At 71.6% G+C, this 22,676-nt stretch carries 21 protein-coding genes, 1 tRNA gene and 1 pseudogene; 16 read left to right on the top strand and 7 right to left on the bottom strand.

The features are described 5' to 3' along the window. Positions 1 to 49 precede the first annotated feature (49 nt). Positions 50 to 883, bottom strand: a complete 834-nt coding sequence (locus ACZ573_RS23905; protein WP_471307285.1) for a hypothetical protein — start codon at positions 881 to 883, stop codon at positions 50 to 52. A 210-nt stretch (positions 884 to 1,093) separates the two neighbouring features. Between ACZ573_RS23905 and ACZ573_RS23910 the strand changes: the two genes are divergently transcribed. After that, positions 1,094 to 1,537: an ATP-binding protein gene (locus tag ACZ573_RS23910; protein ID WP_471307286.1), complete on the top strand. Its 444-nt coding sequence runs from the start codon at positions 1,094 to 1,096 to the stop codon at positions 1,535 to 1,537. Between the two features lie 112 nt (positions 1,538 to 1,649). On the opposite strand, the gene ACZ573_RS23915 is transcribed toward ACZ573_RS23910, so the two are convergent. Next, the gene (locus ACZ573_RS23915; protein WP_471307289.1) at positions 1,650 to 3,125 is read right to left on the bottom strand and encodes an aminopeptidase P family protein; all 1,476 of its coding nucleotides are present in this window, start codon (positions 3,123 to 3,125) and stop codon (positions 1,650 to 1,652) included. A gap of 119 nt (positions 3,126 to 3,244) precedes the next feature. Beyond that, positions 3,245 to 4,801 carry a PP2C family protein-serine/threonine phosphatase gene (locus ACZ573_RS23920; RefSeq protein WP_471307290.1) on the bottom strand — a complete coding sequence of 519 codons (1,557 nt, stop codon included), beginning with the start codon at positions 4,799 to 4,801 and terminating at the stop codon, positions 3,245 to 3,247. A 397-nt stretch (positions 4,802 to 5,198) separates the two neighbouring features. On the opposite strand from ACZ573_RS23920, the gene ACZ573_RS23925 reads away from it, so the two are divergent. Further along, the gene (locus tag ACZ573_RS23925; RefSeq protein WP_471307291.1) at positions 5,199 to 5,975 is read left to right on the top strand and encodes a bifunctional DNA primase/polymerase; all 777 of its coding nucleotides are present in this window, start codon (positions 5,199 to 5,201) and stop codon (positions 5,973 to 5,975) included. A 109-nt stretch (positions 5,976 to 6,084) separates the two neighbouring features. Continuing rightward, on the top strand, positions 6,085 to 6,657 hold the full coding sequence (locus ACZ573_RS23930; RefSeq protein ID WP_471307293.1) for a hypothetical protein: 573 nt from the start codon (positions 6,085 to 6,087) through the stop codon (positions 6,655 to 6,657). A 180-nt stretch (positions 6,658 to 6,837) separates the two neighbouring features. On the opposite strand, the gene ACZ573_RS23935 is transcribed toward ACZ573_RS23930, so the two are convergent. The 3 genes and pseudogenes from ACZ573_RS23935 to ACZ573_RS23945 all read right to left on the bottom strand — a co-directional run bounded on the left by ACZ573_RS23935 (position 6,838) and on the right by ACZ573_RS23945 (position 9,483). Then, positions 6,838 to 7,812 carry a DUF5926 family protein gene (locus ACZ573_RS23935; protein WP_189737791.1) on the bottom strand — a complete coding sequence of 325 codons (975 nt, stop codon included), beginning with the start codon at positions 7,810 to 7,812 and terminating at the stop codon, positions 6,838 to 6,840. Between the two features lie 185 nt (positions 7,813 to 7,997). Further along, positions 7,998 to 8,635, bottom strand: a pseudogene (locus ACZ573_RS23940) (ATP-binding protein). A 59-nt stretch (positions 8,636 to 8,694) separates the two neighbouring features. Beyond that, positions 8,695 to 9,483, bottom strand: a complete 789-nt coding sequence (locus ACZ573_RS23945) for a glycerophosphodiester phosphodiesterase (protein ID WP_471307490.1) — start codon at positions 9,481 to 9,483, stop codon at positions 8,695 to 8,697. Positions 9,484 to 9,724: 241 nt separating this feature from the next. Between ACZ573_RS23945 and ACZ573_RS23950 the strand changes: the two genes are divergently transcribed. The 6 genes from ACZ573_RS23950 (at position 9,725) to ACZ573_RS23975 (ending at position 15,239) form a co-directional block, all read left to right on the top strand. Beyond that, a complete protein-coding gene (locus tag ACZ573_RS23950; protein WP_471307295.1) occupies positions 9,725 to 11,218 on the top strand; it encodes a S1C family serine protease in 1,494 nt (497 codons plus the stop codon). 100 nt (positions 11,219 to 11,318) lie between these two features. Beyond that, positions 11,319 to 12,224, top strand: coding sequence for a LysR family transcriptional regulator (locus ACZ573_RS23955; protein WP_471307298.1), 906 nt, complete (start codon positions 11,319 to 11,321; stop codon positions 12,222 to 12,224). Between the two features lie 79 nt (positions 12,225 to 12,303). Further along, positions 12,304 to 12,852 (top strand): cysteine dioxygenase family protein, encoded by a 549-nt coding sequence (locus ACZ573_RS23960; protein ID WP_471307299.1) that lies wholly within the window; start codon positions 12,304 to 12,306, stop codon positions 12,850 to 12,852. Then, the gene (locus ACZ573_RS23965) at positions 12,852 to 13,898 is read left to right on the top strand and encodes a YeiH family protein (RefSeq protein ID WP_471307303.1); all 1,047 of its coding nucleotides are present in this window, start codon (positions 12,852 to 12,854) and stop codon (positions 13,896 to 13,898) included. Before ACZ573_RS23960 ends, ACZ573_RS23965 begins: the two co-directional genes overlap by 1 nt. A gap of 253 nt (positions 13,899 to 14,151) precedes the next feature. After that, complete coding sequence (locus ACZ573_RS23970; RefSeq protein WP_471307305.1) at positions 14,152 to 15,099, top strand: trypsin-like serine peptidase; 948 nt, start codon at positions 14,152 to 14,154, stop codon at positions 15,097 to 15,099. Between the two features lie 52 nt (positions 15,100 to 15,151). Beyond that, a tRNA-Ser gene (locus ACZ573_RS23975) sits at positions 15,152 to 15,239 on the top strand. Between the two features lie 93 nt (positions 15,240 to 15,332). Here ACZ573_RS23975 and ACZ573_RS23980 read toward each other — a convergent pair. Beyond that, on the bottom strand, positions 15,333 to 15,956 hold the full coding sequence (locus ACZ573_RS23980; protein ID WP_471307309.1) for a hypothetical protein: 624 nt from the start codon (positions 15,954 to 15,956) through the stop codon (positions 15,333 to 15,335). Between the two features lie 286 nt (positions 15,957 to 16,242). Between ACZ573_RS23980 and ACZ573_RS23985 the strand changes: the two genes are divergently transcribed. From ACZ573_RS23985 to ACZ573_RS24015, 7 genes are all read left to right on the top strand, one after another. Further along, positions 16,243 to 16,704: a DUF6344 domain-containing protein gene (locus ACZ573_RS23985; RefSeq protein ID WP_471307312.1), complete on the top strand. Its 462-nt coding sequence runs from the start codon at positions 16,243 to 16,245 to the stop codon at positions 16,702 to 16,704. A 609-nt stretch (positions 16,705 to 17,313) separates the two neighbouring features. Beyond that, the gene (locus ACZ573_RS23990) at positions 17,314 to 17,634 is read left to right on the top strand and encodes a hypothetical protein (protein WP_471307493.1); all 321 of its coding nucleotides are present in this window, start codon (positions 17,314 to 17,316) and stop codon (positions 17,632 to 17,634) included. Between the two features lie 154 nt (positions 17,635 to 17,788). Continuing rightward, positions 17,789 to 18,940, top strand: coding sequence for an acyl-CoA dehydrogenase family protein (locus ACZ573_RS23995; RefSeq protein ID WP_471307313.1), 1,152 nt, complete (start codon positions 17,789 to 17,791; stop codon positions 18,938 to 18,940). Then, on the top strand, positions 18,937 to 19,911 hold the full coding sequence (locus ACZ573_RS24000; RefSeq protein ID WP_471307317.1) for a bifunctional MaoC family dehydratase N-terminal/OB-fold nucleic acid binding domain-containing protein: 975 nt from the start codon (positions 18,937 to 18,939) through the stop codon (positions 19,909 to 19,911). Before ACZ573_RS23995 ends, ACZ573_RS24000 begins: the two co-directional genes overlap by 4 nt. Next, entirely contained in the window at positions 19,911 to 20,969 is a 1,059-nt protein-coding gene (locus ACZ573_RS24005; protein ID WP_471307319.1) for an acyl-CoA dehydrogenase family protein, read from the top strand. The genes ACZ573_RS24000 and ACZ573_RS24005 overlap by 1 nt, the downstream gene beginning before the upstream one ends. After that, entirely contained in the window at positions 20,966 to 21,379 is a 414-nt protein-coding gene (locus tag ACZ573_RS24010) for a MaoC family dehydratase (RefSeq protein ID WP_471307321.1), read from the top strand. The genes ACZ573_RS24005 and ACZ573_RS24010 overlap by 4 nt, the downstream gene beginning before the upstream one ends. Next, complete coding sequence (locus tag ACZ573_RS24015) at positions 21,376 to 22,542, top strand: lipid-transfer protein (RefSeq protein WP_471307323.1); 1,167 nt, start codon at positions 21,376 to 21,378, stop codon at positions 22,540 to 22,542. The genes ACZ573_RS24010 and ACZ573_RS24015 overlap by 4 nt, the downstream gene beginning before the upstream one ends. Positions 22,543 to 22,676: the final 134 nt, after the last annotated feature.

Here is a 22,676-nt window from a genome sequence, read left to right on the forward strand (position 1 = left end):
GTTCGCGGCACCGGTGTCCCGGTCTGTGTCCGGGAAGGAGGGTGCCGCGTCAGGCTGCGAGGGCGAGTGCCACGGGTGGACCGCGCCGGATCACCGTGTGCTGGAGTGCTTCCCGCCCCGTGCACAGGGCGGGGTCGGACCCGGTCCGCAGGGCCTGCGGGGTACGGGTGGCCGAGCCCGTGAGCCAGGCCCCGAGGGCGCGTACGAAGGCCAGTGCGGCGCGCAGCGGGCGCATCGGGGCGGCTTCGGCGGAGCGGCGGGACAGCTCGACCAGCCGGAAGAGCGCGGCGTCGCCGCGGCCGAGCAGCCAGCCCGCGGCGAGTGCCGCCAGCAGGTGGCCGGCCAGCATGGCCGGGCTGAACAGGCCGGTCGCGGGTGCGTCGGTGACGGCCTGGGCCACGTGCACGTGCGCGCCGTGCCCCTGCGCCACGACCTGCCCGGCCTGTGCCGCCTGCCCCGCCAGGGCGGCCGGGTCCAGGCCTGCGGCCTCCAGGATCTGCCGGGCGTCGGCCGGGCTGAGCGGTACGGAGTTGCCCCCGCACACCAGCCGCGCGGCGAGCTCGGCGAGCGAGGCGTCGGCGGATCCGGCCGGTGCCTGCGCGGCCGCGGTGCTGTGCTGGCCGAAGCCGAACATCGCGTGCAGGCCGAGTTGTCCGGCGGCGAGCCCGGCGGCGATGCCGGGCAGCGACCGCCGGCGGCCCGCGAGCGGGGCGGCGACCGCGAAGACGGCGAGGAAGCCGAGACAGAGTGACCACCAGGGCACGGTGGCGCAGGACGCCAGGGCGTGACCGGTCGCGGACAGCACGACACAGACCGCGGTGAACACCGCGGCCCGGATCAGCCGGAAGCCGGCTCCGGCGTGCGTCGCGTGGGGGTCAGACATGGCCGGGCCATCATCGCACTGCGCTCATGCCCTTCATACGGCAGGTCCGGAAGGTCCGTATGAGTCCTCTGTGCGAGGACCGTCCGGGCCCGCCGCGGACAGCCGCATACACCCCTCCCGGGGAGAGCCGCATCGGCCGGACGGGTGTATTGAGGTCCCGGACGGCCGCAGGGCGCTTATGCCCCCTCGCGGGCGGCAATACGTAACCGTATGAGCATCTGGTGGTCTCTCCACTTGAGGCGCGAAGCCGCGAGCGTGCCGCTCGCCAGGCGACTGCTGCTGGGGACGATGGAGACCGCGGGGGTGGACCCGGACATCTCCTTCGATCTCTCGGTGGCGCTGACCGAGGCGTGCGCGAACGCGGTGGAGCACGGCGGGGGTGGCGAAATCCCGGACGATACCGAGGCGTACCACGTCACGGCCTATCTGGACGGGGACTGCTGCCGTATCGAGGTGACCGATTCCGGTCCGGGGTTCCCGCCCGCGACGGTGGCTCGCCGCAGACCCTCCCTGGCCGAACACGGCCGGGGCCTGCACCTGATCGCCGAACTCGCCGACCACGTCCGCTTCCGCAACCGGCCGGGCCGCGGCGCGGTGGTGAGCTTCGACAAGATGCTGAAGTGGCGCGACGACGCCCTGCTGGAGGTGTCGTAGGCCCCGTCGGCCCCGCAGCCGGCACAGGCGTGGGCGTCGTAGGTGTCCCGGGAACGCCGGTGGGCGGGACCCCGTACAGGAATCCCGCCCACCGATGCGCAAGGCGCAGGCGTCAGCCCTTCAGGCGTGCCATCCGTGCCATCCAGGCCTCGACCTCGGTCGAGGTGCGGGGCAGCCCGGCGGACAGGTTCCGGTTGCCGTCCTCGGTGACGAGGATGTCGTCCTCGATCCGGACGCCGATGCCGCGGTACTCCTCGGGCACGGTCAGGTCGTCGGCCTGGAAGTAGAGACCCGGCTCCACGGTCAGGCACATGCCCGGCTCCAGCGTGCCGTCGACGTACGCCTCGGTGCGCGCGGCCGCGCAGTCGTGGACGTCCATGCCGAGCATGTGGCCGGTGCCGTGCAGGGTCCAGCGGCGCTGCAGGCCCAGCTCCAGGACCCGCTCGACCGGGCCTTCCAGCAGGCCCCACTCGACGAGCTTCTCGGCCAGCACGTGCTGGGAGGCGTCGTGGAAGTCGCGGAACTTCGCACCCGGCTTCACCGCGGCGATGCCGGCTTCCTGGGACTCGTAGACCGCGTCGTAGATCTTGCGCTGGATGTCGGTGTACGTGCCGTTGATCGGCAGCGTCCGCGTGACATCGGCGGTGTAGAGGGAGTGGGTCTCCACACCGGCGTCGAGCAGCAGCAGGTCACCGGAGCGGACGTCGCCGTCGTTGCGGACCCAGTGCAGGGTGCAGGCGTGCGGGCCGGCGGCGCAGATGGAGCCGTAGCCGACGTCGTTGCCCTCGACCCGGGCGCGCAGGAAGAAGGTGCCCTCGATGTAGCGCTCGGACGTGGCCTCGGCCTTGTCCAGCACCTTCACGACGTCCTCGAAGCCGCGGACGGTGGAGTCGACGGCCTTCTGCAGCTCGCCGATCTCGAACGCGTCCTTCACGGCGCGGGCCTCGGAGAGGTAGACGCGCAGTTCCTCGTCGCGCTCCTTGGTCACCTTGTCGGTGAGGGCGGACTCGATCACCGAGTCGTGGCCGCGCACGGCGCGGACCGGTCCCTCGGCCTCGGTGAGGGCCTCGGCGAGCTTGCGGACGTCCTGCGCGGGGATGCCCAGGAGCTGCTCGGCCTCGGTGAGGGAGTGTCGGCGGCCGACCCACAGCTCGCCCTGGCCGGACAGCCAGAACTCGCCGTTCTCCCGGTCGGAGCGCGGCAGCAGGTACACGGTCGCGGTGTGACCGGTCGGACCGGTGGGCTCCAGGACCAGGACGCCGTTCTCGGTCTGGTCGCCGGTGAGGTACGCGTACTCGGTCGAGGCCCTGAAGGGGTACTCGGTGTCGTTCGAGCGGGTCTTCAGGCGGCCGGCCGGGATGACGAGGCGCTCGCCCGGGAAGCGCCGGGACAGCGCGTCGCGGCGGGCGAGGGTGTGGGCGGCCTGGGCGATGGGCTCCAGCCCGTGCAGCTCGGTGTCGGCCCAGCCGCTGCGCATGTTCTCCGCGAGTTCGTCGCTGACGCCCGGGTACAGACCGTTCTTGCGCTGCTTGTGCGTCTTCTTGGGCTGCTCTTCTTCCGGGGTCTCCGGGGTGAGCTCGTCAGCCACGTCTTCTCCTCAGCTACGACGGTACGGACCTGGGTGTGGACCGCATCCATCGTATGCGTGTGCGGAGAGAACACGTTCCGAATCGTGCCGTCCGTCACGATTCGGAACATGCTCCGGGCTCATTCGAACCGGGCCGCGAGCAGCACGATGTCCTCGGGGGCGTCGGTCGGCTCCCCGCCGGGCAGTACGGTCCGCAGGATGTGCTCGCACAGGGCCGCCGGGTCCTCGCGGACGCTGCGGGGGACCCCCGCGGCCGCGGCGTGCAGCCGGGCGTAGGCCCGGTCCATCGGGTCGCCCGTGTGGTGCAGCAGCCCGTCGGTGTAGAGAAGCACCGTTTCTCCGGGTGCGGGTTCGATCTCCACGCTCGGCGCCTCCCAGCAGGACAGCATGCCCAGGGGCGCGGAGAGCGAGGTCTCCACGTACTCGGTGCGGTGCTCGCCGATCAGCAGCGGCGGGGTGTGCCCGGCACCAGCCAGAATGATCTTGCTGCCCTGGCCCCCGGAATTCGGCCCCCCGGCGGGTTCGCAGTAGGCGAAGAGCGCGGTGGCGGCGCGGGCGGGCTCGGTGAGGCGCAGCAGCAGCTCCAGGTCGGACAGGACCGCCACGGGGTCCTCGCCCTCCATGACGGCGTAGGCGCGCAGCGATGCGCGCAGCCGCCCCATCGCGGCGACGGCGCTCGGCCCGGATCCGGTGACCGAGCCGACGGCCAGTCCCAGGGCTCCCTCGGGCAGTGGCAGGGCGTCGTACCAGTCGCCCCCGCCGAGCGGCCCCGCGTGGTGGCGGGCCGCGAGCTGGACCCCGGGGATCCGGGGGAGCCGGCTCGGCAGCAGTTCCTCGGAGACGGTGGCCAGCTGTGTGCGGGAGCGTTCCACCTCCAGCATCCGGGCCAGGTGCTCGGCGGCGTGCCGCACGTACAGCCCGGCGAGGTCGCGCTGGCGGTCGCTCGGCTCGGCCTGCTCGTCGTAGAGCCAGACGGCCGCGCCGAGTCGGCCGGTGGCCTCGGCGGTGAGGGGGAGCGAGTAGCTGGCGGCGTAGCCGAGACGGGCGGCGACCTCACGGTGGCGAGGATCGACGGGGGCGGCGAAACCCCCGGTTCCGGGGGGCGCACCTGGTTCGGGGAGGAACTCGGAGCCTCCCTGGGCATCGGGCAGGCCGTCGAGGATCCGCCCGTAAGAGGTGGCGCTGCGCGGCACGGTCTCGATGTGGCCGAGCTCCGCGTGGCCGAGCCCGAGACCGATCGTGCTGGTCGGGCCGAGTCCGTCGGAAGGCTCCAGGACGATCAGACCGCGGCGGGCGCCGACGAGCGCGGCTCCGGCGCGCAGGAATTCGCGCAGCGAGGTGTCGAGGTCACTGGCGCGGGCGAGGCGCTCGGTGAGTTCGTGCAGGGTGGTGAGGTCCGAGACCATGCCCGCCAGCCGGTCCTGGATGACACTGCCCGGGCCGCCGGGCGGCGGGGCCGGTGCGGGGGTGGTCCGGACGGGCGCGGGCGCCGCAGTGTGCGGCGACGCGGTTGCTGCTGGATCGATTCCAGCCACTTTCGGCAGATGCGGGGCGCTCATGGCGTCCGCCTTTCCACCTGGTGCGATTCGCCAAATAGCATCGCAAACCCCCAGATCGTGCTGCGCCGCCATCAAGGAATCCACATCTACACGCACACGTGGATGCATGTCCAGCATTGCCCAGGTGGGAATCCTGGTGTCCGTGGGACGGCAACTCACTGTCGAGCCAAGGCTAGAACTTGGCCTGAAAAAGCTGGAAGCAGTCGGTTTTTGCGATCGACTGAGCGGGCTCCGCAGGGGCCTCGGGTACGTACTCGGTGATGTGCGCGGCCAGTTGGTGCCACCGGGAACCACCCGGCGCGGGCCGTCGTCCTTAGCGGCGGCCGCCGGTCTCGGTGGCCGGCGCGGGTCGCGCTCCACCCTCGCGGGACGTTTGATGGACCTGTAAGAAAACTGCACGAACCGTGTGAACCTGCTTCTGGCGGACAGTGACGCGAAACCTGTACGTGTGGTGAGACACCGGTTACATGGTGTGATGTGGCCCTCGGCGTTCAACGGAAAGGAACGAGCGCACATGCGCGAGATCCTCGGAAGGCGTCTCCAGCGGCTCCGCGATCGCTTTCAATCCCTGCGCCCCGACCCGGGACAGAGCGGCAGCACGTCCGCTCTCCTCGACGCGGCGCTCGTCTGCGCCACCACCTGGCAGTGGCCCGTCCTGCCCGGCGTCGGCCGGTCCGGCACCGACGGCAAGCGATGTGCCTGCCCCGACCCCGACTGCGCCGTCCCCGGCGCCCATCCCTTCGACCCCGGACTGCTCGCCGCCACCACAGACCCCCGGATGGTGGCCTGGTGGTGGACCAACCGGCCCTCCGCCCCGGTTCTGATGGCCACCGGCGGGACCGCCCCGTGCGCGGTGAGCCTGCCGGCCGGTGCGGCCGCGCGTGCTCTCGTACGACTGGACGCGCAAGGCATGCGGCTCGGCCCGGTCGTGGCGACGCCCACCCGCTGGGCGTTGCTGGTGGCGCCCTACTCGCTGGAGCGGCTCGGCGAACTCCTCTACGCGAAGGACCACGTGCCCTCCTCCCTGCGGTTCCACGGGGAGGGCGGCTACCTGTTGCTGCCCCCTTCCGCCGCGTCCAGCGGTGGCCAGGTGCGCTGGGAACGGGAGCCGCGGGCGCAGTCGGTGGCGCAGCAGCCGCGGGCACGGTCTGCGCAGGCGCGGTCTGCGCGGGCACGGTCTGTGCAGGCGCAGACGGGAAACCTCTGGCTGCCCGAGATCGAGGCGGTCGTGGACGCGCTGGTCGAGGCCAGCAGCGGTGCGTCCGGCGGCGGCAGCAGGCTCGCGTACTGACCTGCCGGGCCTGCGGGGATCACTCGTACGGGTGTCGGCGGGACGAGTTTCCAAGGGAATTGGGCGCGGGGATCTCCGTGGCCCATTCCCTCCTCGCTATCTTCGGCGAATGAATCTCCGCCTGATCGGTATCGGCGCCGGTGTGCTGATCATCTTGTCGCTCCCGCTCGCCGGGGCGATCGCCGGACCGGACTTTGCCGGCCAGGACGACGGAAAGGGCGGCGGCCTGCTCTCGGCGCTCGGGCTTTCGGACTCCTCCCGCACATCCCCCGCGGGGCCCGCGCGCTCGGCGCCGACGGCCGGCCCGCAGCAGCCCGGCCCGGCCGAGCAGCCCCGTACGGATTCCCGCTGCGGCCCCGAACTGTCCTCGCCGCACGGCGTGGAGGCACAGACCTGCGTGCTGGTCGGTGAAGGCCAGACGTGGGGCCGGAGTTACTACCGGAACACAAGTGGTCGCGCGCTGGACGCCGTGCTGACGCTGATGGGTCCGGCCGGGCGCACGGTCCAGATCCGGTGCGCGGTGGGCGCGGGCGACGAGCCGGGCCTGTGCGAGACGCCGAGGGAGGCCTCTGCGGGCGATCCGGAGAGTTACTCGGCCGTAGCGGAGTTTGCAGTTCCGGATGATGAAGGGGAACTGCTCTTGAGGTCCGGGAGCAACTCACCGGCACCGGGTGACGGTTGATCGCACCCTGAAAATCAAGGGCCCGGTCGCTGGCGACGGGGGATGCACCAGCGACCGGGCTACAAGAACGGTAACAAGAGATCGCCTGTTCGCAAATTCGATCTCCGATATTCAGACACCGATTTGCAGACGATTAGCGGGAGTTGTGACTCCGGTCACCGTCTCCACGCGGGCGCTGCGTCAGCTGAGCGTCACCTGGCGGTTGGTGAGTCCGCCGCGTGCCCGGCGCTCCTCCGTGGTCAGCGGGGCGTCCGTGGCCAGAGCCCCTGCCAGCCGCTCCGCGAACTCCGCCGCGGGCTTTTCGACGTCGTCGGCCGTGACCCCGGTGGGCAGGTCCCAGACGGGGACCATCAGACCGTGGGCGCGGAAGGAGCCGACGAGCTTCGTGCCCTCGCCGAGCGAGGACGTGCCGGCCGCGTGCAGCCGCGCGAGGGCGTCGAGCAGCTTCTCCTCGGGGTGCGGCATGACCCAGCGCAGGTGGTTCTTGTCCGGCGTCTCGCACCAGTAGGCGGCGTCCACCCCGGTCAGCTTGACGGTGGGAATGGCGGCCGCGTTGGCGCGCTCCAGCGAGGCGGCGATCTCCGGCGAGGCGTTCTGGGCGCTCTCGGATTCCGGAATCCAGAATTCGAACCCGGTGTGCACAACCGGCTCGAAACCGCCGTCGGTGTCCAGGAGATCCTGAAGTCGGGGACCCTCTGCGGGAACCCGGCGGGCGGCGACCGGCGTACCGGGCTCTGCTACGAGTGCGCGTTCCAGGGTGTCGGCCATGTCGCGGCCGAGGTCCCCGGAGGACGAGTCGTTCTGCAGGCCGAGGAGGACGGACCCGTCCTCACGGCGCAGGGCCGGCCACGCCATGGGCAGAACGGTCACCAGCGTGACGGAGGGAACGCCCTCGGGCAGGCCGCCCTTGAGGGACAGCGGGACGGTGGCGGCGGGCACCAGTTCGCGCAGCGCGACCCAGTCGCACTCGCCCGGCAGTCCCTCGAAGGGACGCCGCACGTGCTCGGTGACGGCGTGCGCGGCGGCTGCGCCGTGGCAGGCCTTGTAGCGGCGGCCGGATCCGCAGGGACAGGGCTCGCGGGCGCCCACGACGGGGATCTCACCGTTGTTGAGCTGCGGCTTTGCAGTCTTGGCTGCGGGGCGCTTCTTGGCCATCGTGCGTGTCTCCCGGTTGCGGCGGTACGGCGTCGTGTCTGGGCGCGAGCCTAGCCGTTCGTACCGCCGGAACCGGTTGGGTGCGGCCGGGAGCACGGTCGGCGTGCGCTCCCGGACGGCCGCCTGTGCGGATGACCGGTACTGCTGTGCTGCTGTCGTGCTGTCGTGCGGTCGGGATCCCGGGTTCAGGGATCGAGGTCGTCGAATGCCGTACCGAAGTCGATCGCCGGGGGCGCAACGCGCGTAGCGAAATCCTCGTGCCGGGGCCCACAGGCAACGATCACCCACACGGTGACCTCACCCGCCGCTCCGTCCCGGACACCCCAGTCCTGGGCCAGGGCGCTGATGATGTTCAGCCCCCGGCCGCCCCGTGCGGTGACCGAGGGCGTGGCGGGAACCGGGCGGGTGGGCCCGCCTCCGTCCGTGACCTCGACCGTCAACCGTCCCGCTCTGTCGACGCGCCATGCGGCGCGTATCTCCCCGTCCCCGACTTCCCGAGCGCCGAGCGGCCTGCCATGTCGACAGGCATTGCTGAGCAGTTCGGAAAGGATCAGTACGGCATCGTCCACGACCGATTCGGGCACCCCGCTGATACGCAGTTGCTCGCGCATCCGGTGTCGCGCCTCGCCCACGCCCGCAGGACCATGGCGTACGTCCATGCACGACGACGTGGGCACTTCTTGTGCCACCACCAACGCCACCCCCGGAACCTCCTTAGCCCCACGCATGGTCTGGATGCCCCAATGGCCTGGACCGGAAACCGCCGAAGGAGCCCGAAGCGGGCCCCTCTGACGCATTCATGCGGACCGAATGCGGAGCGGATGCGCCGGAGCACACCCTGTAACGAAAGAGTTGGGGGTGACGGGTGCGCAAAAAGGGACTTCAGCGCCCGAGTTGGGACAGAACTTGGCGGGGTCTGTTCGTGATGATTGCCTCCACGCCCAGATCAGCGCAGAGCTGAACGTCTTCCGGTTCGTTCACTGTCCATACATGTACGGAGTGGCCCGCGCCCTGGAGCTTGTGGATGAAGCCGGGGTGGTTGCGCACGATCCGCATCCCGGGGCCGGCGATCGTCACGCCGGCCGGCAGCCGACCGTCCCGCATCCGGGGTGAGATGAACTGCATCAGGTACACGGTCGGGATCGTCGGCGCGGACGCCCGGATCCGGTGCAGGGAGCGCGCGGAGAAGCTCATGACCCGCACCGGGTGCGGACCCTCGGGGGGCGGGGCATCCAGGCCGAAGCGCTTGAGGAGGACGAGGAGGCGCTCCTCCACCTGTCCGGCCCAGCGGGTCGGGTGCTTCGTCTCGATCGCGAGCTGCACCGGCCGTCCGGCGTCGGAGACCAGCTCCAGCAGACGCTCCAGGGTGAGGACGGAGGTGCGCTCGGGGTCCGCGTCCCAGTCGGGGGACTCCTCGCGGTCCTTCCAGGAGCCGAAGTCGAGGGCGGCGAGATCGGCCAGCTCCAGGGCGGAGACGGCGCCGCGGCCGTTCGAGGTGCGGTTCACCCGGCGGTCGTGGACCAGGACCAGATGGCCGTCCGCGGTCAGCCGGACATCGCATTCGAGGCCGTCGGCGCCGTCCTCGATGGCCTTGCGGTAGGCGGCCAGGGTGTGCTCGGGGGCATCCTCCGAGGCGCCGCGGTGGGCGACGACCTGGATGGTGCGAGGCATTGCGTGGGTCACCGGGTCATGGTGCCACCGAGAGGTGCCCGGGCGTAGGGGTCGGGCCCCGAGAGTGCATCCGAAATGTCGGATATAAAGAATGGGGAGAGATGCACAGGTCCGGCTTACAGTGCTCTGACGGGTCATGGGAAAGGCTTTGCCCAGGAACTTGTGCGGCACGTCGAACGTTCAGTCGGACCGATATCGCCAGAGAATTTTCCGAAGCCGTGTGTGACGAGGAGAGAGCGCTGTGAGCACCGAGAACGAGGGCACCGCGGCCCCGACACCCCCCGCGGCCCCGTCCGTACCCCCTGCTCCGGCCTCCGAGACGCAGGATGCGGCCCCCGCGCCCGCCGTCGGCGAGCCGGTGACCCAGCAGCTGCCGCCGACCCCGGCGCCCGGCACCGAGCCCACCCAGCAGATCCCGCCCGCACAGACGCCCCCGGCCTACGGCCAGGCTCCCGCGCACACGCCCCCCGCCTACGGCCAGCCTCCCGCCCAGGCCGCGCACGGAGCCGAGGGCTGGCCGCCCCCGCCGCCCACGGTGCCGGCGTACGGAGCGGGCGGTCACGGCGGCGTCGCCTGGGGCGCTCCCCTGACCACCGACGGTGCCCCCGCGCCCAAGCCGAAGGGCAGGGGCGGCCTGATCGCGGGCGTGCTCGTGGCGGCCCTCCTCGCGGGCGGCATCGGCGGCGGCGTCGGCTACTGGGCCGCCCAGCGCAGCGACGACGGCACCGGCTCCACCACGATCAGCGCCGCGAACACCCCCAAGGACCTGAGGCGCGAGGCCGGCTCCATCGCCGGTCTGGCTGCGGGTGCCCTGCCCAGCGTGGTCACCATCGAGGCCTCGGCCGGCGACGGCGAGGGCGGCACCGGCACCGGGTTCGTCTACGACCAGCAGGGCCACATCCTCACCAACAACCACGTCGTGGCCTCCGCCGCGAACGGCGGCAAGCTCTTCGCGACGTTCTCCGACGGCAAGCGGTACGACGCCGAGGTCGTGGGCCGTGCCCAGGGCTACGACGTCGCCGTCCTCAAGCTGAAGAGCCAGCCCGCCGGCCTCAAGCCGCTGCCCCTCGGCGACTCCGACAAGGTCGCGGTCGGCGACTCGACCATCGCGATCGGCGCCCCCTTCGGCCTGTCCAACACGGTCACCACCGGCATCGTGAGCGCCAAGAACCGCCCGGTCGCCTCCGGCGACGGCAGCGGCAGCAAGAACTCGTACATGAGCGCCCTCCAGACGGACGCCTCGATCAACCCCGGCAACTCGGGCGGTCCGCTGCTCGACGGACGCGGCGCGGTCATCGGCATCAACTCCGCGATCCAGTCGGCGGGCAACGGCGGCTTCGGCGGCGGCCAGGCCGGCTCCATCGGCCTCGGCTTCGCCATCCCGATCAACCAGGCGAAGAACGTCGCAGAATCGCTGATCAAGACGGGCAAGCCGGTCTACCCGGTGATCTCGGTTTCGGTCGACCTCCAGGCCAAGTCCGAGGGCGCCAAGATCTCCGAGCAGGGCGGGGCCGCCAACGAACTGGTCGACCCGAACGGTCCGGCCGGCAAGGCGGGCCTCAAGCCCGGCGACGTCATCACCGAGTTCGGCGGCAAGCCGGTCGACAGCGGCCCGACCCTGATCAGCATGATCTGGACGTACAAGCCCGGCGACACCGTGAAGCTGACCTACCTGCGCGGCGGCAAGCCGACCACGGTCGACATCACGCTCGGCTCGCGGGTCGGGGACAAGTAGCAGCACCCGAGTACCACCGGTCGCGGCGGCGGCCCGATGAGGAGGGGCCGTAGGCGGGATTCCGCCTACGGCCCCTCCAACGTCCGCTTATGCTTCGCTGGTGTTCGATTCTCGGCACATACGGACCTTTCACGCGGTGGTCGCCTCCGGGTCGTACTCGGCCGCCGCCCGCGTGCTGGGGTACACCCAGCCCGCCATCACCCAGCAGATGAAGGCGCTCGAACGCGCCGTCGGCACCCCGCTGTTCACCCGCGTGGGCCGCAAGATGCAGCTCACCGAGGCCGGGGAGTCCCTGTCCCGGCACGCCGAGACCATCCTCGGCAACCTCTCCGCCGCCGAGGCCCAGCTGAGGGCGTACGCCCGGCTGCGTACCGGCCGGGTCAGGCTCTGCGGCTTCCCCAGCGCCAATGTCACCCTCGTCCCCGAGGCCCTGAGCGGCCTGGCCAAGGACCATCCAGGCATACAGGTGGAACTGCTGGAGGGCGAGCCGCCCGATTCGCTGCGCCGGCTGGAGCGCGGGGAGTGCGACATCACCCTGGCCTTCACCTATCCCGGCCTGCACGAGGAGATCCCGGAGGAGGTCGCCGAGGTCAGGCTGCTGGAGGACCAGCTGACGGTGCTGCTCCCGACCGGGCATCCGCTGGCCCGCCGCCGCGCCGTGCACCTGGCCGACCTCGCCGAGGAACGGTGGATCGCGGGCTGCCCGCGCTGCCGGGCGAACCTGCTGCACGAGTGCGCGGAGCTGGGCTTCGTGCCCGACATCCGCTTCGCCACCGACGACAACCTGGTCGTGCAGAGCCTGGTCGCACAGGGACTGGGTGTGGCGATGATGCCCGCGCTGGTGCTGCCCTCCCTCTCGCTGAGCCGGGTCTGCGGGCGGGCCCTCCAGCCCGCCGCGCGCCGGCACATCGCCGCGTACGTCTACCGCGATCACCTGCGGATCCCGGCGACGGCAGTGGTGCTCGACGCGCTGAAACAGGTGGCGGCGAACCGGGTCGGCTGCTGACCAACCCATAAGCACTGCTTGGGATTTCAGGTCATAACTGTCGTTGGACGTGATGGAAAGTCGGCAGCACGCTGCCGATATGACCACCACCACGCCGGCCCGTACCACCACGAGGATGGCCGCCCTCGTCAGTGAGATCCGTACGGTCGTGGAGCGGGGGCTGGCTCCCGACCTGACCGCGTACCTGGTGGGCGAACGGCTCGCCCCGCACCTGGGCGCGCCCGACCTGCTGACCCCGGCGCAGCGCGAAGGTGACCCGGAGCGGTACCGCCAGCACATCCTGCACGCCGAGTCCGACGGCAGCTTCTCCGTGGTGGCACTGGTGTGGCTGCCCGGGCAGGAGACCTGCATCCACGACCACGTGTCCTGGTGCGTGGCCGGGGTGCACCAGGGTGAGGAGAGCGAACGCCGCTTCCGGCTCGCGCCGGGCGCGGGCCCCGCCCGGCTGGTGGCCACCGAGGACGTGGTCAACGCCCAGGGCGAGGTCTGCGGGTTCGCCCCGCCCGGCGACATCCACAAGGTGCGCAACTCCTGCACGAACAAGGCGATATCGGTGCACGTGTACGGCGCCGACGTCTCCCGGCTGGGCACCAGCATCCGTCGCGTCTACACGCTTCCCGTCGACTGATGGCCCTCCTCCACCGCCCTCAGGGCACGGCGGTCCGGCATGCTTCACGTGAAACACCCACTCCGTGGCCCGGGTTGGCGATGGCTGCGGGCGGCGCGCTGACGGCCTGGTGCATCCACCGCCTCGCGCCCGCCGTGCCGATGCTGACCGCATCGGTGGTGCTGGGCATCGCGGTGGCGCACCTGCCGCGCCTGCGCACGTTCGTACGCGCGGCCGCGCGCCCGGGACTCTCCCTGGCCGGCCGCCGGCTCATGCGGATGGGCATTGTCCTGCTGGGCCTCGGCCTGGGGCTGGACCAGGTGCTCCGGCTGGGCTGGGCCACCGTGGCCATGGTGGTCGGCGTGGTCGGGGCCACCTTCCTCGGCACCCTCTGGCTGGGCCGCCGGCTGGGACTACCGGGCGACCAGCCGCTGCTGATCGCCACCGGGTACTCGATCTGCGGTGCCTCGGCGATCGGAGCGGTGAGCGAGGTGTCCGGCAGTGACGAGGAGGACGTGGCCGCCTCCGTGGCACTGGTCACCCTCTGCGGGACCCTCGCCATAGGGATACTCCCGCTCCTTCAGGGGCCGTTGGGGCTCTCCGACCCCGCCTTCGGGCGGTGGGTCGGCGCGGGGGTACACGACGTCGGCCAGGTCGTGGCGACCGCGCAGACCGCGGGCCCCGCCGCCCTGGGCGAGGCGGTCCTCGTCAAGCTGATGCGCGTGGCGCTGCTCGCCCCGCTGGTGGCGGCCGTGGCCTTCTCGGTACGAGCCCGGCGCCGCGGGGTGCGCACCGCCTCGGGCCGCCGGCCGGCGCCGGTGCCGCTGTTCGTCCTCGGGTTCCTGGCCGCGGCCGCGCTGCGTGCCACCGGGGTGCTGCCCGACGTGGCGCTGGAGTGGGCGCACAGCGCGCAGGAGGCGCTGCTGGCGGCGGCCCTGTTCGGCCTGGGGAGCGCGGTGCACCTGCCGACGCTGGCCCGGACCGGCGGGCGGGCCGCGGCACTGGGGCTGGGGGCGTGGGTGGTCGTGGCGGGGGTTTCGTACGTGGGCGTGATGCTCACCGCATGACGCCGTTGCCCCGCCGTACGGCGGTGCAACGGCGGGGAGTTGGCCATTTCCTGGCCGAAACCGACCGAACGTTCTGACCGCCCGCTGACATTGCGACGCGCCCGTGCCACTCTGCCCGGTAATCCGCACGACGCACGAATGCACCACGCAGCACGCACCACGAACCGCGCACAGCCGATCCGCACCGACCGCTCTTCACCCCCACCCTGCCCGGCTTCGCCACCCGGCCCGGGCACGGCAGAAGGAGTCATGCGTGAATCGTCATCGCACGGCCTTGTCCGTCCTGCTCGCGGCCGGCGCCCTCGTCGCGGGCGCCCTGACGGCAGCCACCCCCTCGATCGCCGCGGATGCCCCCGCGTCCTTCCGGCAACAGCACACCCACGGCTTCTGGACCGCCGAGCGGATGCGCGGCGCCACCCCGCTCGACGTGACGGCGGTGCCCGGCGTGGCCCGCACCCCGGTCGCCACATCGGCGGCCCCCACGACCATCGCCCCGACGGCGGCGGCGTCCCCCACGGCGTTCCCGCAGGCGGGCGGCGCCTGGATGGGCGGCGGCGCCGTGGTGAAGACCTCGGGGCGAGTCTTCTTCACGATGGGCGACCGGACCGCATCCTGCTCCGGCGACTCGGTCACCAGCGCCAACGGCAGCACCGTCATCACGGCCGGTCACTGCGTGAAGTACCAGGGAGCCTGGCACACGAACTGGGTCTTCGTACCCGCGTACAACAACGGCTCCGCCCCCTACGGCCAGTGGTCGGCCACCAAGACCTTCGCCACCGACCAGTGGGCCGCGAGCGAGGACATGAACATGGACGTCGGCCTCGCCGTCGTCGCCCCGCTGAACGGACAGACCCTCAGCCAGGCCGTCGGGGCCCAGGGCATCGCCTTTAACGGCGGCTACAACAAGAAGATGTACTCCTTCGGCTTCCCCGCGGCGGCTCCGTACGACGGCACCAAACTGGTCTACTGCAGCGGCAACAGCGGCAAGGACTTCCTGCTGACCAAGGACCACGGCCTGGGCTGCAACATGACCGGCGGTTCCAGCGGCGGCCCCTGGTTCCAGGACTTCAACGAGGCCACGGGCCTGGGCACCCAGGTCTCGGTGAACAGCTTCGGCTACACCTTCCTGCCGAACCGGATGTACGGCCCGTACTTCGGCAACGAGGCGAAGGCGGCCTACGACAAGGCCCAGACCTCCTGACCTCTTATGCCGCTCCCGCCACCCCCACCTGGCCGGTACTCTGTACCGGCCAGGTGGGTTGCCCGAGCGGCCTAAGGGAACGGTCTTGAAAACCGTCGTGGCGCGAGTCACCGTGGGTTCAAATCCCACACCCACCGCCAAGCGGGCCGAGGCCCAGCTCAGAAGGGGTGCCAACCATCCGGTGGCACCCCTTCTGCATGCGAAGCCGGCCATCGGGCCCAGCTGTGGCGGAGTCAGCCGTCGAACCAGGCGACCAGGCGGACGCCCTCGTCGCCGTGCAGGCCCGCCAAGGTCCGCATGACCGACCACACAGCACCCCAGTCGCTGTCAGGCACGGCGTGCTTCCGTCGGAGGCGCCCGATGCGGAAGAGACGATCGCCGTCGGGCCACTCGGTGCCCTCCGGGTAGGCGCGGCCCGCGCGGTAGAGAGCGTGCGGATCGGTGACGCCGGCGAGCACGGCAAAGCGGTCGAGGCCGGTGTTCCGGCCGTGCAGCACCCAGGTCCCGTCTGGGCTGCGGCGGTACTCGTGGACGCACTCGTCGACCGCGTTCGCTGCCTCGTCCCAGTCCGTTGCCGCCAGCTCCGCCCAGGTGATCCACGACGCACCGGTTGCGTCCGAGCTCCAGGCCTCAAAGCCGGCCAGGGTCTCCTGCGACACGTCAGGGGGCAGGCCGCGGTAGTCGGCGAGAGGGCGGAATGACGTGGTGTCGCGGACGCCGAACAGGGCCCCGAAGGCGACGTACGAGCGCCCGTTGTAGAGGTGATCGAGGTAGATGGCACCGTCCCAGCTGCGGTCGTCCTCGTCCAGCAGGCGATCCCGGCGGCACTCGATGAAGCCGTGTATGTCTGTCCCCATACCCGGGATTGTTCTCCGTCTGGGCAGAGCGGGGCGACGGTATTTCCGGCTTGCCGGTCGGTCGGCGCCGTGCTGAAGCAAATATGCAGGTCAGGGTGGGTCCGGATGCAGGTTTTCCGGTGGCTCCGGGGACGGCGGCCGGGGGCTTGGGGCACCTTCTTGGGCCGTCCGAGTGGTGTTTGTCGGAAGATCGGCGCGGGTCGTGGGGATGGTGCGGTTGCGGCCACATCATGACGAATGTATTCAGATCCGCCCGTCCGAACATCGTGAATCGAGGCACCCCGTCATGACTCACCGCAGCATCATCACGTCGATCTGGACCTCCGTCCTCGCTGCCCTGGTGGCCATCCTGTCCGGCTTCGGCCTCGTGGCGAAGTCGGCTCCGGCCGTCGCCTCCGTCCCCGCCCCCGCCGCTGCGGGCAACGCGGCCACCGCCGTACGCCGGCCGGCCGTCGCGGCCCGGCGGACCTGGCGGGCGATGATGCGGGGCGGTTCGCTGCCGCCGACCATCAAGCAGCGGATCCACGCCGAGGCGCACGGCAAGACCCCTTCCGTACGGCGTTCCACCACCGCAGCGGCCATGGGTGCCGGTTCCGGGACCGCTTCCCGGACGCTGACCTCGGCCGCCGCACCCGCCGCAGCGCACACCGCAGTACCTGCCGCCGCAGTCGCGGCGCCCGCTGCGGAATCCGCAGTACCCGCGGTCGCCACCGGTGCCGCCCGGGACGCGCTCGCCCTCGCCGCGTAGCCCTGTAGTTCCGTAGTCCCGTAGTCCCGTCGTCCCGCAGTCCGAAAGCGGCAGTCAGGGCGGTCGTCGGAGCAGCAGTACGAGGACCAGCGCGAGGACCAGTACGAGGACCAGCGCGCGGACCAGCAGGAACGAGAGCAGCAGGCCCGGTAACAGGCGCTGGAGCCCGGTCGGTCGTGACCGTGGATCGCGCTACGTGGGTGCCCCCAGGGCAGGGCACGGATGGAACACCCCGGCTTGCGCCGGGACGCGCAGGGGGCGTGAAGCTTGGCATTGCAGGGCCGCAGGCCCGGGAGACGGTGGGGTTCCCGGACGGCGCGGCCCTTTTCGACATGTCCGGGACAGGCGGTTTGGGGGAACGCTTCATCCCTTGTGTGGCGTGGGGTTCAGCTGCTTCCAGGGTGCTGAACTGGGGCTTCGGGGGCGTGAATGAGGTTGATCCGATGTCGGTCATATTTGAGGGGGAATCGGGGACTCCGGGGTGGTTCGCCGGGGATTCGATGGGCAACTCTGGTCTCGCGACGTCGTCACCACGCGGAACGAACGACCGAGGCGGCCGGCCAACTGCCTTGGACCAAGTCCCACTTCGGTTTTCTGGAGGATAAAGACCTGGCAAGCATCCGTACCGCCCGCGTCATCGCTGCCGTCGCCGCGCTTCCCCTCGCCGTCGCTCTCTTCGGCGGGGCGTCGGCCGACAACGGCTCCTTCGCGAACGACGGATCGAATGCGAGCGTCGCCAGCGTCATCGGCAGCGGCGTGGGCGGCGACAACAACGGCAACTCGTCCACGTCGCAGCAGGTGGCCACCGGTTCCGGCGCGTCCAACCAGAACAACACCGCTCAGGTGAACGGCTCGGCCCTCACCGCGATCGACCAGTCGAATTCGACCGTCGCGGTCAGCTTCTACCCCCTGGTGGTAGCCGCGGCCTGAGCCGCTCAGATCCTTGAGGCCGCCCGTGCGACCGGACCGGCTGGGGTCCGGTAGCGCGGGCGCCCTCGCGCATGTCCCTCCGACCTTGACATCGCGGGTGAATGTGACGGACAGTCAGGTTCCCTCGATGATGTGATGCCGGGAGGCCAGCGCCGTGCACCTCGCTCCGACCGAAGGCCAGTTGCGGCTCCGCGCCGAACTGCGCGCGTACTTCAAGGACCTGCTGCCGGACGGCCTCCCCGACGACCCGGGCCGCCAGCGCGAACTCCTGCGCCGCATAGGCACCGACGGGCTCCTCGGCCTCGGCTGGCCCGTCGAGTACGGCGGCCAGGGCCGCGGCGCCGACGAGCAGTTCGTCTTCTTCGACGAGGCCTACCGGGCCGGCGCCCCCGTCTCCATGGTCACGCTGAACACCGTGGGCCCGACCCTGATGAAGTACGGGACCGACGAGCAGAAGGACTATTTCCTCCCCCGGATCCTCGCGGGCGACATCGTCTTCGCCATCGGCTACTCCGAACCCGAGGCCGGCACCGACCTCGCCGCCCTGCGCACGCGCGCGGTCCGCGACGGATCCGACTGGCTGATCGACGGGCAGAAGATCTTCACCTCCAACGCCCAGAACGCGGACTGGATCTGGCTCGCCTGCCGCACGGATCCCGCGGCCCCCAAGCACAAGGGCATCTCGATCATCCTGGTGCCCACCGACACCCCGGGTTTCTCCTGGACCCCCATCGACACCGTCGGCGGGCTCACCACCACGGCCACGTACTACGACCGCGTCCGCGTGCCCGCCGGCCATCTCGTCGGCCCCGAGCACGGCGGCTGGGGCCTGATCACCAACCAGCTCAACCACGAGCGCGTCGCACTCGCCGCCATCGGCATGCAGGCCGAGGACTTCTACGCGTACGCGCTCGACCACGCCCGCGCCCCCGACCCGGTCACCGGCGACCGGCCCGCCGACCTCCCCTGGGTGCAGTCCCGGCTCGCCGAGGCGCATGCACGCCTGGCCGCCGTACGCCTCCTCAACTGGCGTCTCGTCCAGGACGTGGGCAGCGGCGCCCTGGCCCCCGGTGACGCCAGCGGGGTGAAGTTCCTCGGCACCGAGTCCACCGTCGAGGTGTACCGGATGTGCCAGGAGGTGGTGGGCGAGGAGGCGCTGATCCGCGGGCCCGCGGCCTTCGCGGGCGGCGAGCTCGAACGGATGAACCGGGCCGCCCAGATCAACACGTTCGGCGGCGGGGTCAGCGAGGTCCAGCGGGAGATCGTCGCCATGATGCGGCTCGGCATGAAGGGGAGGAAGCGATGACGGCGGACGCGGACGTGGACGACGTGGACGCGGCCGGGGTCGCGGCCGAGGCCGAGGAGGCAGCCCGGTTCCACACCCTGCTGGCGGCCTTCGAGGGGCAGCCGGCCGCCACCGCGGGCCGGGGCAAGGACGTGATCAACGAGCCGATGATCCGCCACTGGTGCGAGGCGATGGGCGATGCCAACCCCGCCTACACCGGCCCAGACGCCATCGCGCCGCCCACCATGCTCCAGGCCTGGACCATGGGCGGTCTCTCCGGCCACGCGGACCGCTCCTCCGCCTACGACGAGCTCCTCACGTTCCTCGACGGCGCCGGCTTCACCTCCGTGGTCGCCACCGACTGCGAGCAGGAGTACCACCGCCCCCTGCGCCCCGGTGCCGCGATCACCTTCGACGCCGTCATCGAGACCGTGTCGCCCCGCAAGACGACCAAGCTGGGCACCGGCCACTTCGTGACCACCCGCATGGACGTCCAGGCGGACGGGGAGCTCGCCGGCACCCACCGCTTCCGCATCCTCAAGTACGCTCCCGCCGCCGGTCCGGTGAAGCGGCCCCCGGCACAGCGGCCCCCGTCGCAGCGCCCCCGCCCGGTGATCAACCGCGACAACCAGGGATTCTGGGACGGCGTGCGCGACCACAAGCTGCTGATCCAGCGCTGCACCTCCTGCGCCACCCTCCGCTTCCCGTGGCTCCCCGGCTGCAACGCCTGCGCGAGCCCCGACTGGGACACGGTCGAGGCCACCGGCGCCGGTACGGTGTTCAGCTACGTCGTCATGCACCACCCGCCCTTCCCGGCCTTCGACCCGCCCTACGCGGTCGCCCTCGTCGAGCTCGCCGAAGGAGTCCGGATGATCAGCAACATCACCGGCGTGCCCTACGACAAGGTGCGCATCGGCCTCCCCGTCCAGCTGGAGTTCCTGCGCGTCGACGCCGGCCTCGAACTCCCCGTCTTCCGCGGGAGCGAGGGCTGATGGACTTCCACCCCACCGAGGAGCAGGCCGCCGCGGCCGGACTCGCCGCCCGGATCCTCTCCGATCTCGCCACCCACGAGCGCCTCGCCGCAGCCGGCACCGGCAGCGACGCCGAGCTGTGGAAGGCCCTCACCACGGCCGGACTGATCGCCGCGGTCGAGGAGGTCGGCCTGCTCGGTCTGGTCCTGCTGCTGGAGGAACAGGGCCGCACCACCGCGCAGGTCCCGTACGCCGCCACCTGCGTGTACGGGATCCTCCCCGTGGCCGCCCACGGCAGCCCCGACCAGCGCGCCCGCCTGCTGCCCGCCCTCGGCGCGGGCGAGGCCGTGGCCACCGGGGCGTTCCCGGCGCGCGGCCGGATCACCGCCGAGGGCGGCCGGCTCACCGGGACCGCCCCCGCCGTGCCGTGGCTGCGCGACGCCACGCACGTACTGGTCCCGGACGCGGACCGGGCGCTGTGGCTCGTACGGACCGGCGCGCCCGGTGTGCGGACCTCCCCGGTGGAGACCACCGCCCCCTGGTCGGCGGGCCGGCTGACGCTGACCGCGGCCGAGGGAGAGCGCCTCGGCTCCGACGGCGCGTACGAGAACACACTCGCCGCCGCCCGCACCGCCTTCGCCGGGCTCCAGGCCGGCGTCTGCGCGGGCTCTCTCGCCCGCGCGGTGGAATACACCTCCACCCGGGAGCAGTTCGGCAGGCCGCTCTCCACCAACCAGGGGGTCATGCTGCGCGCGGCCGACGCGTACATGGACACCGAGGCGATCCGGGTCACCACGTACGAGGCGGCCTGGCGCATCGACCAGGGTCTGCCGGCACACGAGCACGCCCTGACGGCTGCCTGGTGGGCCTCGGAGGCGGGCAAGAGGGTCGTGCACGCGGGCCAGCACCTGCACGGCGGCATGGGCGCCGACCTGGACCACCCCGTCCACCGGCACTTCCTGTGGGGACGCCAACTGGACGCCTACCTGGGCTGCGGCAGCGAGCTGCTGGCCGAGCTGGGGGCCTCGATCGCGGCGTCCCCCGTATGTGCTTCGAGCGCCGAGGGAGAGCAGGTATGAACGTCGGCGACACGCTGCCGCCGCTGGAGATACCGGTCACCCGCACGCTGATCGTCGCGGGCGCCATCGCCTCCCGCGACTACCAGGACGTGCATCATGACGCGGCGCTCGCGCAGGAGAAGGGCTCCCCGGACATCTTCATGAACATCCTGACCACGAACGGCCTGGTCGGCCGGTACATCACCGACCACCTCGGCCCGCGCGCCGTCCTGCGCAAGGTGGCCATCCGCCTCGGCGCCCCCAACTACCCGGGCGACACGATGACCCTCACCGGAACCGTCACCGCTGTCTCCGAGGCCGCCGTCTCCGGGACGACCGGCCCCGGGACCACCATCGAGATCCGGGTCGTCGGCGCCAACGGCATCGGCCACCACGTCACGGGAACGGTCACCGCGGAGGTGCCGGCATGAGCGTCCGCGCCCGCGACGAGCTCGGCGGCCGCGCCGCCATCGCCGGCATCGGGGCGACCGAGTTCTCCAAGGACTCCGGCCGCAGCGAGCTCAAGCTCGCCGTCGAGGCCGTGCACGCCGCCCTCGAAGACGCCGGACTCACCCCCGCCGATGTCGACGGCATGGTCACCTTCACCATGGACACCAGTCCCGAGATCACCGTCGCCCAGGCGGCCGGCATGGGGGACCTGTCCTTCTTCTCCCGTATCCACTACGGCGGCGGCGCGGCCTGCGCCACCGTCCAGCAGGCCGCCCTCGCCGTCGCCACCGGGGTCGCGGAGGTCGTCGTCTGCTACCGCGCCTTCAACGAGCGCTCCGGGCGCCGCTTCGGGTCCGGGGTCCAGCAGCGGGAGCCCTCGGCGGAGGGGGCGGCGCTCGGCTGGTCGCTGCCCTGGGGGCTGCTGACCCCCGCCTCCTGGGTGGCCATGACCGCCCAGCGCTACCTGCACACCTACCAGCTCACCCCGGAGGCATTCGGGCACGTCGCGGTCACCGGCCGCCGGCACGCCGCGAACAACCCCGCCGCCTACTTCCACGGCAAGCCCATCACCCTCGCCGACCACGCCGCATCGCGCTGGATCGTGGAGCCGCTGCGGCTGCTGGACTGCTGCCAGGAGACGGACGGCGGCCAGGCCGTCGTCGTCACCACGACCGAACGCGCCCGGGACCTGAGACAGGCGCCCGCCGTGATCACCGCGGCCGCGCAGGGCGCAGGGCGCCGCCAGGAGGGCATGACCTCCTTCTACCGTGACGGCCTCACCGGGCTGCCGGAGATGGACGTGGTCGCCCGCCAGCTGTGGCGGACCAGCGGGCTGAGGTCCTCGGACATCGACGTCGGCATCCTCTACGACCACTTCACGCCCTTCGTCCTGATGCAGCTGGAGGAGTTCGGCTTCTGCGCGCCGGGCGAGGCGGCGGACTTCGTGGCCGCGGACGCGCTGCCGCTCAACACGCACGGCGGCCAGCTCGGAGAGGCATACCTGCACGGGATGAACGGCATCGCCGAGGCCGTCCGCCAGCTGCGCGGCACCTCCGTCAACCAGGTCGCGGGGGCGGCGCACGCTCTCGTCACGGCCGGTACCGGGGTTCCGACCTCCGGTCTGATCCTCGGTGCCGACAGCTGAGATCCGGGACCCGCGGCCCCTGCCCCCTCCACCTTCAGGGGGTAGGGGCCGCCCTGTTCCTACAACCTGAGGTGGATCCACCATCGGCACCTGCGGCCGATCCCAGGGAGGGCGGGCGCTCCTAGCGTGGAGAC

The organism is Streptomyces sp. NPDC040545, assembly GCF_055595065.1.